Source organism: Streptomyces sp. NPDC031479, from assembly GCF_055581065.1.
The window spans coordinates 24,422-38,246 of sequence record NZ_JBVIKC010000050.1 but is presented as its reverse complement, the minus strand read 5'-3'; the positions used below and the strand labels follow the sequence as shown (position 1 = coordinate 38,246).

The following is a 13,825-nucleotide window of genomic DNA, read 5'->3' as shown; positions in this document are numbered from 1 at the left end:
TCTCTCAGGCTCTCTCGGCTCAGTCGTCTTCGTTGTCGCCGAAGTCGGGGCGGACGCCCCGGGCTGCCATGACCTCGTCGTTGGAGGTGCCGGCGGCGACCATCGGCCACACCATGGCGTCCTCGTGGACGATGAAGTCGATCACGACCGTGCGGTCGTTGATCGCGTTGGCCTCGGCGATGACCTTGTCCAGGTCCGCCGGGTCCTCGCAGCGCAGGGCGACGCAGCCCATGGCCTCGGACAGCTTGACGAAGTCCGGGACGCGGGTGCCCTTGCGGGGTGCGACGGACTCGCCGAGCTGGGAGCCGACGGTGTCGTGGCCGGTCTCGTCCGCGTGCAGCACGGTGTTGGAGTACCGCTGGTTGTAGAACAGGGTCTGCCACTGGCGGACCATGCCCAGCGCACCGTTGTTGATGATCGCGACCTTGATCGGGATGTTGTTCAGCGCGCAGGTGACCAGTTCCTGATTGGTCATCTGGAAGCAGCCGTCGCCGTCGATCGCCCAGACGGTGCGCTCCGGCATGCCGACCTTCGCGCCCATCGCGGCCGGGACCGCGTAGCCCATGGTTCCGGCGCCCCCGGAGTTCAGCCAGGTGCGGGGCTCCTCGTACTTGACGAAGTGCGAGGCCCACATCTGGTGCTGGCCGACGCCCGCCGCGAAGATCGTGCTCTTCGGCGCGAGCGCGCCGATCCGCTCGATGACCTGCTGGGGGGACAGCATGCCGTCCTCGGGCAGGTCGTAGCCCAGCGGGTAGGTGTCCCGCCAGCGGTTGAGGTCCTTCCACCAGGCGGTGTAGTCGCCCGCGTTGCCCTCGGTGTGCTCGGCCTGGACGGCCTGGATCAGGTCGGCGATGACCTCGCGGGCGTCGCCGACGATCGGAACGTCGACCTCGCGGTTCTTGCCGATCTCCGCGGGGTCGATGTCCGCGTGGATGACCTTGGCGAACGGCGCGAAGCTGTCCAGCTTGCCGGTGACGCGGTCGTCGAAGCGGGTGCCGAGCGCGATCAGCAGGTCCGACTTCTGGAGCGAGGTGACGCCGGTGACGCTGCCGTGCATGCCCGGCATGCCGACGTGCAGCGGGTGGCTGTCGGGGAAGGAGCCGAGCGCCATCAGGGTGGTGCAGACCGGGACCCCGGTCAGCTCGGCGAGGACCTTCAGTTCGGCCGTGGCGCCGGACTTCATGACGCCGCCGCCGACGTACAGGACCGGGCGCTTGGCCTGACAGATGAGCTTGGCGGCCTCGCGGATCTGCTTGGCGTGCGGCTTGGTGACCGGCCGGTAGCCGGGCAGGTCCATGGCCGGCGGCCAGGAGAAGGTGGTCTTCGCCTGGAGGGCGTCCTTGGCGATGTCCACCAGGACCGGGCCCGGACGGCCGCTGGCGGCGATGTGGAACGCCTCGGCGATCGTCCGCGGGATGTCCTCGGCCCTGGTGACCAGGAAGTTGTGCTTGGTGATCGGCATCGTGATGCCGACGATGTCCGCCTCCTGGAAGGCGTCCGTGCCGATCGCCTTGGAGGAGACCTGGCCGGTGATGGCGACGAGCGGGACGGAGTCCATGTGCGCGTCGGCGATCGGGGTGACCAGGTTGGTGGCGCCCGGGCCCGAGGTGGCCATGCAGACGCCGACCTTGCCGGTGGCCTGCGCGTAGCCGGTGGCGGCGTGTCCGGCGCCCTGCTCGTGGCGGACCAGGATGTGACGGACCTTCTTGCTGTCCATCATCGGGTCGTACGCGGGGAGAATGGCGCCGCCCGGGATGCCGAAGACGGTGTCGCACCCCACCTCTTCGAGAGAGCGGATGAGGGACTGGGCGCCCGTGACGTGCTCAACTGCGGTGGGCTGGTGTCCACCCGTACGGGGCCGCGGCTGCGGATGGTGGGCCCCGGTGGCCTGCTCGGTCATCGGCATTCTCTTCTCGAAGCTGAGGGTTTTACGAGGGGCGGGGATCCCCCGGATCAGGACCGGGGGCGTGTGCCAGTGCAACAAAAAACCCCTCGTGCCTGGTGGCAAGCGAGGGGAGCGCGTCGGTAGCGTTGAGCGGGGACATGGTGGTCCCAGCTTCAGCCGACGCGCTTTCCAAGTACGAGAATTCGGGTGCGCATGGCACTGACCCTCCCTCCGGCGGGAGGTCGATGTCAAGCGGGTGGGACGGGCGTCTCATTATTTGAGCCTCTACGGATGACCATCGAACCACCGGACGAGCCACCGGCCAAGGCCGGCTGGGCCGTACCGCCCGGTACTGGGAACGTACTCCTCACGAGCGCGCGCCGCAGCCTGTATTCGTCGAGTGGTCCGGAGAAGGCCGCTCCCTGGCCGTGGGTGCACCCCATGGCCCGCAGGGCCAGCACCTGCTCCGGCAGGTCCAGGCCGTCCGCCACGGACTGCATGCCCAGGTCATTTGCGATACGCAACAATCCTGCGGTGATCTTGTGCAGCCGGGCGGACTCGACCACCCCCTCGACCAGCCCCCGGTCCAGCTTGAGGAGGTCCACGGGAAGCCTGCGGAGGGCGCTGATGGCCGCGTAGCCGCTGCCGAAGCCGTCGAGGGCGATCCGGACGCCGAGCCGGTGCAGGGCCGTCAGGCGGCGCTCCAGCTCGTCGAAGGGCACTCTGGGGTCGGAGGCGGCCAGTTCCAGCACCAACGCCCCGGAGGGCAGGCCGTGCCGGGCCAGCAGCGCCTCCACGGAACCGCGGGGCATGGACCGGTCGAGCAGCCGTTGCGCGGTCATCCGTACGGCCACTGGTACGTCGTGTCCGGCCCGGTGGCGCTCGGCGGCCCGCTCGACGGCCTCCTCCAGCAGCCAGCGGCCCAGTTCGGCGGTGCGCGCGGCGTCCTGCCCGGCGGCCCCCGCCTCACCGTGCTCGGCCACCCGGAGGAATTCGGCCGGCGTGAAGAGGATCCCCTGGGCGGACCGCCAGCGGGCCTGGGCGGCCACCGCGGTGACCTCACCGGTGGCCAGCGAGACCACGGGCTGGTGCAACAGGGCGAAATCGCCCTCGTGGAGCGCGGTGCGCAGCCGGCCCGCCAGCTCGGCCTTGCGGACGACCTCGGCCTGCATCTGGGGGGCGTACAGCTCGACGCGGTCCTTGCCGCCGGCCTTGGCCCGGTACATCGCCAGATCCGCGTTGCGCATCAGGTCCGAAGGGGTGATGCCGGGGTCGGCGAAGGCCACACCGATGCTGGCGGCGACCCTGACCTCACTGCCCCCGATGCGGTAGGGCTGGGAGAGGGTGCTGCGCAACCGCTCGGCGATCTCGTGCACCTGGTACTCGCGGGCACTGCGGTCGCGGCTGCCGTCGCCGAGGATCAGGGCGGCGAACTCGTCCCCGCCGAGCCGGGCCGCGGTGTCCCCCGCCCGGACGGCGTCCTGGAGGCGGTGGGCGGCCTCGACGAGCAGCTCGTCGCCGGCCTGGTGGCCGATGGTGTCGTTGACCGCCTTGAAGCCGTCCAGGTCGATGAAGAGCACGGCGGTGCTGTGGTCCCCGGCCCGGCGGCCGGTGAGCGCCTGGCGGACCCGGCGGGTGAACAGGGCCCGGTTGGGCAGGTCGGTCAGCGGGTCGTGTTCGGCGCTGTGCTGGAGCTGGGCCTGGAGGCGGACCCGCTCGGTGACGTCCCGGCTGTTGAGGATGAGCCCGCCCTGGTGCCGGTTGACGGTGGACTCCACGTTGAGCCATTCACCGCTGCCCGATTCGAACCGGCACTCGATGCGGGTCGTCGGCTCCTCGGCGGGCGCTGCGGCCAGGAAGCGGCGCACCTCGTGGACCACGCGTCCGAGGTCGTCGGGATGGATCAGGCTGGCCAGCTCGCTGCCGATGAGCTCCTCCGCCTCGCGGCCGTAGACCCCGGCCGCGGCGGGGCTGACGTAGCGCAGGGTCCCGGTGGGCGCGGCGATCATGATGACGTCGCTGGAGCCCTGGACCAGGGAGCGGAAGTGGTTCTCCTTCTGGGCCAGTTCCTGCGTGAGCGCGATGTTGTCGAGGAGCATGATGCCCTGACGGATGACGAGGGCGAGGACCACGGTGCAGCCGGTGAAGACGACCATCCGGTCGACCTTCCGGCCGTCGACGACGTTGTAGAGGATCCCGAGGGTGCAGACGGCGGCGGCGAGGTAGGGAGTGAGGGCGGGCAGCGAGCCGGTGATGGGACGGCTGTGGGGCCGTTCCGCGCGCGGGGGCGCGGCCCGGTCGACGCCGTCGGTCCGGCGGGCCCCCCAGGGCGCGTAGGCGAGCAGCAGGGAGCCGGCGAACCAGCCGGCGTCGAGGATCTCGCCGGAGCGGTAGGTGGTGTTCAGCAGCGGCGAGGTGAACAGCGCGTCGCTCAGGACGGTCAGGGCGAGCGCCGCGATGGCCGTGTTGACGGCGGAGCGGTTGTTCGCGGAACGGCGGAAGTGCAGGACCAGGACCATCGAGACGAGCGCGATGTCCAGGAGCGGGTACGCGAGCGAGAGCGCGGCGCGCGGGACGCTGCCGGGCTCTCCGGACTGGGCGGTGCGCGCGGCGTTGGCGAGGGCCAGGCTCCACGAGAGGGTCAGGAGCGAGCCGCCGATGAGCCAGGAGTCGAGTCCGAGACAGACCCAGCCGGCCCGGGTGACAGGGCGTTTGGCGAGGACGAGCAGGCCCACGATGGCGGGCGGGGCGAAGCAGAGGAAGGCGAAGTCGGCGAGCGAGGGCTCGGGGACCGTCTGGCCGAGGATGACCTCGTACCAGCCCCAGACGGCGTTCCCGAGGGCTCCCATGAGCGAGGAGAACGCGAACATCAGCCAGGCGGGGCGCTCACGCCGGTCGATCGTCCTGGCGTAGTGGTAGCAGGAGACGGCGGCCAGTAACCCTGCCGTACTGAGGCCGAAGTCGCCCATGACCTTGGCGAGTTCCTCGGACCCCCAGCCGAGGGCGGCTCCCACGGCGTACCCGCCGCTGACCACCGCGAGGAGGAGCTGCGCCGCCAGGCCCCCGCCGCCGCCCGCCACGGGCGGCCGGGTCAGCAGCGCCGCCCCCGGGGGGTTCACCGGTCCCCCTCGCCGGCTGGTTCCGGCGCGCCCCATCGTCGCCTCCGGCGGCTCTGCCGCATCGGATCCTTCGTCCATTGGCCGTACATCGCCCGTCGCCCCCCAAAGTGTCCGATCACTCCCCAGCGCCAGACGTACGTGGCGCAGCCCCTGGTTCCGGACGATACACCACTTTCGTCACTCAGCGACATAGCCTCTCTACTCTCCGTCACCACCGGGAGTGTTGTGGACACCCCGCGCATACGGGTGGTTGTGGACCGTGTGCGGCGTGATCTAGTCCGTGACCAGGACGGTGTTGTCCACGGGCTCCCCGGCGGCGAACCGGGTGAGCTGGCGGGCGACCAGCCGCTTCGCCCTGGGTTCGAACGCCGAGCTGCTGCCGCCCACATGGGGGGTGATCAGGACGTTCGGGGCGTGCCAGAGCGGGTGGCCCGGCGGCAGCGGTTCGGGGTCCGTGACGTCGAGCGCGGCGCGCAGCCGGCCGGGTAGCAGTTCCGCCAGGAGGGCCTCGGTGTCGACGACGGGGCCGCGCGCGACGTTCACGAGCAGGGCCCCGTCCTTCATCCGGGCGAGGAAGCCCGCGCCGGCCAGGCCCCGGGTGTCCTCGGTCAGCGGGGTGCAGAGGATCACCACGTCCGCGTCCGGCAGCAGGCGGGGCAGGTCGGCCAGGGCGTGCACCGGGCCGTGCGGAGCGTCGCGGGCGGAGCGGGCCACACGGGTGACGGACCCGCATTCGAAGGGGATCAGCCGGTCCTCGACGGCCGCACCGATCGACCCGTAGCCGACGATCAGGACGGCCTTGTCGGCGAGGGCCCCGTAGAAGCCGCCGTGCCATTCCTCGCGGTCCTGGCCGCGCACCATGCCGGGGATGCCGCGCAGGGAGGCGAGGGTCAGGGTGAGGGCGAGCTCCGCGGTGCTCGCCTCGTGGACGCCGCGGGCGTTGCAGACCCGGACTCCGGAGGGCAGCCCGTCGAGGCCGCCGGCGAGGTGGTCGATGCCCGCGGTGAGCGTCTGGACGACCCTCAGGGCGGACATTCCGGCGAGCGGGCGCAGGGTGACGGCCCGGGACTTCATGTACGGCGTGACGTAGAAGACACAGTCGGCCGGGTCGGCCGGGAACGATTCCTCACCGTCCCACCGTCGGTAGCGGAAGGAGGTGGGGAGACCCTCGATCTCCTCGGCGGGGAAGGGGAGCCAGACGTCCCCGGTCGCAGCAGTCATGATCACGAGGCTATGCGAAGGGAACTGGATCAAGCCGTTACTTTGAGGTCCGTACCGGGAGGGGGACGCAGGGGTGGAGCGCAGGGCGATCGGGGCCGGGCCGCTGACGGTCGGAGCCATCGGGCTCGGGTGCATGCCGATGAGCTGGGCCTACGCGCCTTCACGACGCCGGGGCGAGGAGTCGCTGCGGACGGTGCACACGGCGCTGGACCTGGGGGCCAACCTCCTGGACACCGCTGACCTGTACGGGCCGTTCACCAACGAGCTGGTGGTCGGACGGGTGCTGCGGGAGCGGCGGGCCGAGGCCTTCGTGTCCGCCAAGGTGGGGCTGCGCGCCGGTGAGCAGCACGTGGTGGCCGACGGGCGGCCGGGGTACGTGCGCCGGGCGTGCGACGCCTCGCTGCGGCGGCTGCGGACCGACGTCATAGACCTGTACCAGTTGCACCGGGTGGATCCGGACGTGCCGGTGGAGGAGACCTGGGGCGCCATGGCGGAGCTGGTCGGCGCGGGGAAGGTGCGGTCGCTCGGGTTCTGCGCGCTGGGCGCGGGGGCCGGGCCCGGGGCCGGACGGCGCGGGGACCGGGGCTACCGGTCGACGGTGCGGCAGTTGGAGCGGGTCCAGCAGGTGTTCCCGGTGACCGCGGTGCAGGCGGAGCTGTCGGTGTGGTCGCCGGAGGCCGCGTGGCAGCTGTTGCCGTGGTGCGCGGCGCGGGGCGTGGGGATGCTGGCGGCGATGCCGCTGGGGAGCGGGTTCCTGACGGGGACGCTGACGCCCGGGCAGGGGTTCGAGGACGCGGACGTGCGGGCGCGGCATCCCCGGTTCACGGCGCACGCCATGGCCTCGAACCAGGTGCTGGTGGCGGCGCTGCGTCGGGTGGCGCTGCGGCACGGGCCGGAGGTCACGCCGGCGCAGGTGGCGCTGGCGTGGGTGCTGGCGCAGGGGCCGCACGTGGTGCCGGTGCCGGGGGCGGAGCGGGCGCGCTGGGCCGCGGAGAACGCCCGGGCGGCGGAGGTGCGGCTGACGGCCGGGGAACTGGCCGAGATCGCGGCGCTGCCGGCGGCGGTGGGTGCCTGGGAGTGAGCCGGGGCGCGGGCCGACCGGACGGTCCGGCCTGATCCCGCACAACCACTCGATCGGGTGTACGAGCGGTGGAACTTCAGGATGTGCCGGACCTGTTGAGAGGGGTGGAAGGCGGGATCGGCGGACCGGAGGGGAGCGGGACCATGCGATACGGACGGAACCGGCGGGACGGCAGCGGGGCGTACGGGAACGGGGCGTACGGGACCTCGGACGGCGGGATCGGGGAGGCGGGGGCCGGAGGGGAGCGGGACGCCGGTGCGGGGCGCCGCGCCGGACCGGGACCGCGCGGTCGGGGCGTGCCGGTGGCGCTCGCGCTGGCGGGGTGCGGGGTCCTGCTGACGGCCGGCTGCTCCTCCGGCGGTGTGCCGAGCGGGGCGGGCGGCTCCCCACCCGGGTCTCCGCCGGGAACGGCCTCGCCGGGGCCTTCGGGGACGGCGCAGGACGCGGGGGCACCTCCGGCCCGGGGCTCGGTGACGGTGTCGGGGGAGGTGGCCAAGGGCCTGGAGTCCCCCTGGGGCGTGGCCCCGCTGCCGGGCGGGGACCTGCTGGTCGCCTCCCGTGACAAGGGCACCATCAGCCGGGTCCGGACGGACACGGGGGCGGTGACGCAGATCGGCAGGGTGCCCGGGGTCGCGCCGGGCGGGGAGGGCGGGCTGCTGGGCCTGGCCCTGTCCCCCACGTTCGCCTCGGACCGGCTGGTGTACGCGTACTTCACGACCGAGTCCGACAACCGCATCGCCCGGATGCGGTACGACGAGCAGAGGCAGGCCGGGCAGCAGCTGGGCGCACCCGACACGGTCTTGCGGGGCATCCCCAAGGGCGTCGTCCACAACGGCGGCCGGATCGCCTTCGGGCCGGACAGGATGCTCTACGCGGGCACCGGCGAGACCGGGGACACCGCGCTGGCCCAGGACAGGAAGTCGCTGGGCGGCAAGATCCTGCGGATGACCCCGGACGGACAACCGGTGCACGGCAATCCGGAGGCCGATTCCGTCGTGTACTCGTACGGGCACCGCAATGTGCAGGGCCTCGCCTGGGACAAGGACAAGCGGCTCTGGGCGGCCGAGTTCGGCCAGAACACCTGGGACGAGCTGAACCTGATCGAGCCGGGCGGCAACTACGGCTGGCCGGAGGTGGAGGGGAAGGCGGGCCGGGCGGGGTTCCGGGATCCGGTGGCGGTGTGGAAGCCGGACGAGGCGTCTCCGAGCGGGATCGCCTGGGCGCAGGGCTCGATGTGGATGGCCGGGCTGAAGGGCGAGCGGCTGTGGCGGATCCCTTTGAAGGGTGCCGTGCCCGTGGCGGAGCCGGAGGCCTTCCTCCAGGGGAAGTACGGGCGGCTGCGGACGGTGGTGTCCCTCGGCGGGGACCGCTTGCTGCTGGTCACGAGCGAGACGGACGGGCGCGGGTCGCCGGAAGCGGGCGACGACAGGATCCTGACCCTGACGGTGCGGTGACCCGAGCGGCCCCGGAGGGGGGCGGAAAGGCACGGTGGGCACGGTGTTCAACGCGATCCAGGAGCTCTTCAACCCCGGTTCTCGGCATGCGCACGAGGAACGTGAACGACTGGAGCTGTCCCGGACCGACGTCGGTGACGGCGATCCGGGACGGGGCCCGATAGACCTCGACTCCGGCCGGGTGCTCATACGTCCGAGGGAGGACGGGCCGGAGGCGGCCGCGGACGCGCCCCGGTCAGCGCACTAGCCGCGGCCCGCCGGGGTGGCGGGCTCCGGCTCCACGGGGGTGAACAGGCGCAGCCTGTGGGCGAGTGCGGCGGCCTCGCCCCGGCCGGCGACGCCCAGCTTGGCCAGGATGTTCGAGACGTGCACGCTGGCCGTCTTCGGGGAGATGAAGAGTTCCTCGGCGATCTGCCGGTTGGTGCTCCCCGTGGCGACCAGGCGCAGGACGTCGCGCTCGCGGCTGGTCAGGCCGAGGGCCTCCAGGGGGTCGGCGGTGTCCCGGCCGGGCCGGTGCGGGCCGGTGTCGTCGGCGGTCAGCGGGAGCCGGGCGCGCTGGGCGAGCAGGGCCAGCTCCTCGCGGAGGCGGCGGGCGCCGAGCCGGTCGGCGGCGTTGTGGGCGTCGCGCAGCAGGTCGGCGGCCTCCTCCCGGTCGGTGCCGCAGGCCAGCATCGCCTCGGCGAGGCGGTGGCGGGCCCGGGCCAGCAGGTAGGGGCGCTGGAGCGGGCGGACGGCGGCCTCGACCGCGGTCCAGTCGGCGAGGGTGTCGCGGTCCTCGGCGCGGAGCAGTTCGGCCCGCAGGTACTCGGCGTGGGCGGCCCAGACGGGTGCCGGCGTCGGCAGGCCCTTGGCGCCGGTGCGGAGCGTCGTCAGGGCCGCCTCGCGGCCCTCGTCGGCGGCGGGCAGGCCGCGGGCGTCGGCCTCGGCGGAGGCGGAGGCCAGCAGCAGCGGCCAGGCGTAGCGGTGCTGGCCGAGCGCGAACCCGAGGGCGACGGCCTCGGCGGTCTCGGCGCGGACGTCGGCGATCCGGCCTTCGCCCTCGGCGATGCCGATCGCCAGCCGGTAGAGCGGCAGCCGGTGCTGGGGCTGGGCGTCGTGGGTGCCGAAGTGGGTGTGGGCGGCGGCCAGCTGGTGGGCTGCCTCGGTCAGTTCGCCACGGGCCAGGGCCAGGTGGACCAGGTGTGCGGCGGCGGTGCCGCGCGGGGGTGCGCCCTGGCCGTCGCGCAGGGTGCGGCGGGCCTCCGTGGCGGCCTCGTCCCAGCGGCCGAGGCTGTACAGGCTCTCCGCCATGTTGCCGCGGAGCCAGGCTTCGGTGTCCAGGAGCCGGGATTTGGCGACGAGCCGGATCCCTTGTTCGGCCAGTTCCACCGCTTCCCGGGACCGTCCGAGTCCTTCGAGTTGAGAGCTGAGGTTGATGTGAGCACGACCTGCGAGCAGGGTGAATCCGAGTTCCGAGGCGCGGAGCAGGACTTCGTGGATCTCGGCGAGTCCGGCGTCCGGGTCGCCGGAGTCGGCGAGCAGGCTGCCGTGGGTGATCCGTGCGTTGAGCTCGGTCTCCTCGGCCCCGACCATCCGCGCGTACTCGACGGCGCGTTCGGCGGCGGCGAGGTTGGCGGGGCCGGGGTTGTGGAGCATGCCCCAGCCGGCGGCGCGGACCAGGACGTCGGCGTGCACCTGGGACGGGGGCAGCCCCTTGACCAGTTCCTGCGCCCTGGCGATCTCCTCCCAGCCGTCGCCCCGGGCGAGGTTGGCCACCAGCCGGGAGCGCTCGGTCCAGAACCAGGCGGCCCGCAGCGGGTCGGAGCCGTCCTCGTCGAGGATCCGCAGGGCGAGCTTGACGAGTTTCAGGGCGCGTTCACGTTCGCCGCCGAACCGGGCGGCGACGGTGGCCTCGGCGAACAGGTCGAGGCGCTGGAGCGGGGTGGTCTCCGGGTCGCAGCCGCAGGGCGGGTACACGTCGGTGTAGTCCGCGGGGCGCAGTTCCTCCCGGACCTCCTCGGGGGTGCTTTCCCACAGTTCCATGGCTCGCTCCAGCAGGCTGAGCTGCTCGGAGTAGGCGTGCCGGCGGCGGGCGGTGACGGAGGCGGCGAGGACGGCGGGCAGGGCCTTGGCCGGGCTGTTCGCCGCGTACCAGTAGTTGGCCAGCCGGATGACCCGCTCCTCGGCGCGCACCAGGCTCTCGTCGGCTTCCATGGCCTCGGCGTAGCGCCGGTTGACGCGGGCGCGCTCGCCGGGGAGCAGGTCGTCGCTGACGGCCTCGCGGACGAGGGAGTGGCGGAAGCGGTAGCCGTCGCCGTCGGAGGTGGCGAGGAGGATGTTGGCGCCGACGGCCGCCCGAAGGGCCTCGATCAGTTCGTCCTCGCCGAGCTGGACCACGGCGCGCAGCAGGGCGTACTCGACGGTGGAGCCGCCCTCGGCGACGACGCGCACCACCCGCTGGGCGGCGTCGGGGAGGACTTCGACGCGGACGAGCAGCAGGTCGCGCAGGGATTCGGTGAGCCCGGTGCGGCAGCCGCTCTCGCGGGAGGCGACGAGTTCCTCGACGAAGAAGGCGTTGCCGTCGGAGCGGTCGAAGACGGAGTCCACGAAGCTCTCTTCGGGCTGGGTGGCGAGGATCCCGGCGAGCTGGCGGCGGACCTCGGCCCGGTTGAAGCGGCGCAGTTCGATCCGCTGGACGGTGCGCAGCCGGTCGAGTTCGGCGAGGAGGGGGCGCAGCGGGTGGCGGCGGTGGATGTCGTCGGCCCGGTAGGTGGCGACGAGGACGAGGCGGCCGCTGCCGAGGGTGCGCAGGAGGTAGGCGAGCAGGTGCCGGGTGGAGGTGTCGGCCCAGTGGAGGTCTTCGAGGACGAGGACGACGGTGCGGTGGGCGGCGAGGCGTTCCAGCATCCTGGCCGTCAGCTCGAAGAGCCGGGCGGTGCTCTCCTCGTCGTGCGGGCCGCGGGGGGTCTCGCCGAGTTCGGGGAGGATCCGGGCGAGTTCGTCCTCCTGGCCGGCGGCCGCGGCGGCGAGTTCGTCGGGCAGCTGGCGGAGCAGGGTGCGCAGGGCAGTCGAAAACGGGGCGAAGGGAAGTCCCTCCGCCCCGATCTCCACACAGCCTCCGACCGCCACCACGGCTCCGCGGCGGGCGGCCTCACCGAGGAACTCCTCGGTCAGCCGGGTCTTGCCGACCCCGGCCTCTCCGCCGATGAGCAGGGCCTGCGGCTCCTGTTCGGCGGCGCGGGTCAGGGCGTCCACGAGTGCGGCCAGTTCGTCGGCTCGGCCGACGAACACCGGGCTGACGGATCTGGTTTCCACACCGCCGAGGATCGCACAGAGGTGCGGGTCGGCGGCACTGCTTATCGCTGCGCTTCTCATCACGCGTCAGCTCACCTGTTCCGCGACGCTGTTTACGCGGCGCGGGTGAAGAGGCTGCGGTGTCCTCTCGCCGTCCTTTCGGATTCCTGGCCGCGAGAGGCGCGGTCGGCCTGCTTGGCCAGCTGGACCATCCGGAAGCGGTCGGCCTCGCGGATGAGGTCGGCGCGGCGGGCGGTGGCCATCTCGTACTCGAACATCTCGTACTCCCTTGTCGCGTTTCTCCGGCACCTCGTTCGGTGTGATCCAAGATTCGCTTCCCAGAGGGGTCCGCCGCATGGGGCTCATGCCGCATCTCTGCGGTGCGGGGGGCCTTAGTACCGGACCCAGGATCCCCGAAGGGACTTAGGTCCGGCCTGAGAGGGAGTGGAGCGGGCGTAAGGCGGTGCCTACTGGGCGGCCGTCGGGAGGGCCACGAGGAGGTCGAAGTACATGAGGCCGAACACCAGGACGCCGAGGACGCCGAGGGCGACGGCGGCCCAGGAGACGGAGCGGACCCAGACCGGCAGCACCCGGCCGGGGGTGCCGAAGGCGGGGCGGGCGAGGACGAAGGCGGCGAGGAGGAGGGCGAGGGTGGACAGGACACCGTTGACGAGGGCGGTCATGTGCCAGGCGTCGCCGTACAGGGCGGCGATCTTCTCCTTGGCGGTGGTCGCGTTGACCGACTCGATCTGGCCGATGAGCGTCTGGCGTTCGGCGATCACACGGGACACCCAGCTGCCGCTGAGGGCGACGAGCCCGAGGCCGGCGGCGACGATGGCGGAGGCCGCGGCGCCGACTCCGGAGCCGTGCCCGGCGTCCTCCCCGTCCTCCCGGTCCGCCCCGTCCTCGTCGAACTCCTCGTCCGCGTCCCCGGCGGCCTCGGCGCCGGCCGCGGTTCCGCCGTCGGCGGCGTCCCGTGCGGCGGACCCGGTGGTCGCGTCGGCGGGGGCGGCCTCGTCGGCCGCGGTGGTGGCGGCCGCAGTGTCCGGCGCCGCCTGCTCCTCGGCGGCGTCCGTCTCGGCGACGGTCGGGGCGAGGGTCTTCGTGGTGTCCATGGCGGGCACCGTAGGCGGCGTTTCTGAGAGGTTCCTGAGAGGGCTCACGGCCCGGGGCGGCCGGCGGGCCGCGGGCCCGGTGAAACGCCCGCGGCCCCGGCGGCTACACGGCGGGGGTGTCGGTCCATTCGTGGGCCAGGAGCGACCAGACCTCGATGTCCTGGCGGACCCCGCGGTGGAGGTGGCTCTGCCGCATGACGCCCTCGCGGGTCATGCCGAGGCGCCCGGCGACCGCGATGCTCTTCTTGTTGCCGGAGGCGACGTGCCATTCCACGCGGTGCATGCCGCGCTCCCGCACGGCCCAGTCGATCAGGACCCGGCAGGCCTTGGTGACCAGGCCGCGGCCGGCCCCGGCGGGCTCCATCCAGCAGCCGACCTCGCAGTTGCCGGAGGCGGCGTCGAAGTTCGGGAAGAGGACCCCGCCGACGAGGGTGCCGTCCACGCGGATGCCGTACAGGCGGCGTCCGTCGGCGGCCGCGGACTCCGCGTTCGAGCCGAGCAGGCGGCGGGCGGATTCGAGGTCGGTGGCGCGGTCCGGGAAGCCGACGTACCGGCCGATGAACTCGCGGCCGCGGTCGATGTGGGCCAGGAACTCCTCGGCGTGCCAGATCTCCAGCGGGAACAGCTGGGCGTCGTCGGCGAGGTCTATCGCGAACATGCGTGCTTCCTTGCGGCTC

The 13,825-nt window shown here is 72.8% G+C and carries 10 protein-coding genes; 3 read left to right on the top strand and 7 right to left on the bottom strand.

From position 1 onward, the window contains the following. Positions 1–19: 19 nt before the first annotated feature. From ACZ5D2_RS34575 to ACZ5D2_RS34565, 3 genes are all read right to left on the bottom strand, one after another. Positions 20–1,906: an acetolactate synthase large subunit gene (locus ACZ5D2_RS34575; protein ID WP_371676529.1), complete on the bottom strand. Its 1,887-nt coding sequence runs from the start codon at positions 1,904–1,906 to the stop codon at positions 20–22. 227 nt (positions 1,907–2,133) lie between these two features. Beyond that, the gene (locus ACZ5D2_RS34570; protein ID WP_468934997.1) at positions 2,134–5,040 is read right to left on the bottom strand and encodes a putative bifunctional diguanylate cyclase/phosphodiesterase; all 2,907 of its coding nucleotides are present in this window, start codon (positions 5,038–5,040) and stop codon (positions 2,134–2,136) included. Between the two features lie 237 nt (positions 5,041–5,277). Beyond that, positions 5,278–6,225: a 2-hydroxyacid dehydrogenase gene (locus ACZ5D2_RS34565; protein WP_468934962.1), complete on the bottom strand. Its 948-nt coding sequence runs from the start codon at positions 6,223–6,225 to the stop codon at positions 5,278–5,280. Between the two features lie 73 nt (positions 6,226–6,298). Between ACZ5D2_RS34565 and ACZ5D2_RS34560 the strand changes: the two genes are divergently transcribed. The 3 genes from ACZ5D2_RS34560 to ACZ5D2_RS34550 all read left to right on the top strand — a co-directional run bounded on the left by ACZ5D2_RS34560 (position 6,299) and on the right by ACZ5D2_RS34550 (position 9,007). Beyond that, positions 6,299–7,306, top strand: a complete 1,008-nt coding sequence (locus ACZ5D2_RS34560) for an aldo/keto reductase (RefSeq protein ID WP_371676531.1) — start codon at positions 6,299–6,301, stop codon at positions 7,304–7,306. 143 nt (positions 7,307–7,449) lie between these two features. Continuing rightward, positions 7,450–8,760, top strand: coding sequence for a PQQ-dependent sugar dehydrogenase (locus ACZ5D2_RS34555; protein ID WP_468934958.1), 1,311 nt, complete (start codon positions 7,450–7,452; stop codon positions 8,758–8,760). Between the two features lie 34 nt (positions 8,761–8,794). Further along, complete coding sequence (locus tag ACZ5D2_RS34550) at positions 8,795–9,007, top strand: DUF6191 domain-containing protein (protein ID WP_468934955.1); 213 nt, start codon at positions 8,795–8,797, stop codon at positions 9,005–9,007. Here ACZ5D2_RS34550 and ACZ5D2_RS34545 read toward each other — a convergent pair. From ACZ5D2_RS34545 to ACZ5D2_RS34530, 4 genes are all read right to left on the bottom strand, one after another. Continuing rightward, positions 9,004–12,114 (bottom strand): helix-turn-helix transcriptional regulator, encoded by a 3,111-nt coding sequence (locus ACZ5D2_RS34545; RefSeq protein ID WP_468934993.1) that lies wholly within the window; start codon positions 12,112–12,114, stop codon positions 9,004–9,006. The genes ACZ5D2_RS34550 and ACZ5D2_RS34545 overlap by 4 nt on opposite strands. Positions 12,115–12,146: 32 nt before the next feature. Then, complete coding sequence (locus ACZ5D2_RS34540) at positions 12,147–12,311, bottom strand: hypothetical protein (protein WP_371676535.1); 165 nt, start codon at positions 12,309–12,311, stop codon at positions 12,147–12,149. Positions 12,312–12,500: 189 nt separating this feature from the next. Next, positions 12,501–13,148, bottom strand: coding sequence for a hypothetical protein (locus tag ACZ5D2_RS34535; RefSeq protein WP_371676536.1), 648 nt, complete (start codon positions 13,146–13,148; stop codon positions 12,501–12,503). Positions 13,149–13,251: 103 nt separating this feature from the next. Beyond that, complete coding sequence (locus tag ACZ5D2_RS34530; RefSeq protein ID WP_468934951.1) at positions 13,252–13,806, bottom strand: GNAT family N-acetyltransferase; 555 nt, start codon at positions 13,804–13,806, stop codon at positions 13,252–13,254. Positions 13,807–13,825: the final 19 nt, after the last annotated feature.

Excerpts from the sequence above, each read along its gene's own strand:
- ACZ5D2_RS34575 (WP_371676529.1), bottom strand. The coding sequence starts at position 1,906 with ATGCCGATGACCGAGCAGGCCACCGGGGCCCACCATCCGCAGCCGCGG.
- ACZ5D2_RS34570 (WP_468934997.1), bottom strand. The coding sequence starts at position 5,040 with ATGGGGCGCGCCGGAACCAGCCGGCGAGGGGGACCGGTGAACCCCCCG.
- ACZ5D2_RS34565 (WP_468934962.1), bottom strand. The coding sequence starts at position 6,225 with ATGACTGCTGCGACCGGGGACGTCTGGCTCCCCTTCCCCGCCGAGGAG.
- ACZ5D2_RS34555 (WP_468934958.1), top strand. The coding sequence starts at position 7,450 with ATGCGATACGGACGGAACCGGCGGGACGGCAGCGGGGCGTACGGGAAC.
- ACZ5D2_RS34545 (WP_468934993.1), bottom strand. The coding sequence starts at position 12,114 with ATGAGAAGCGCAGCGATAAGCAGTGCCGCCGACCCGCACCTCTGTGCG.
- ACZ5D2_RS34540 (WP_371676535.1), bottom strand. The coding sequence starts at position 12,311 with ATGTTCGAGTACGAGATGGCCACCGCCCGCCGCGCCGACCTCATCCGC.
- ACZ5D2_RS34535 (WP_371676536.1), bottom strand. The coding sequence starts at position 13,148 with ATGGACACCACGAAGACCCTCGCCCCGACCGTCGCCGAGACGGACGCC.
- ACZ5D2_RS34530 (WP_468934951.1), bottom strand. The coding sequence starts at position 13,806 with ATGTTCGCGATAGACCTCGCCGACGACGCCCAGCTGTTCCCGCTGGAG.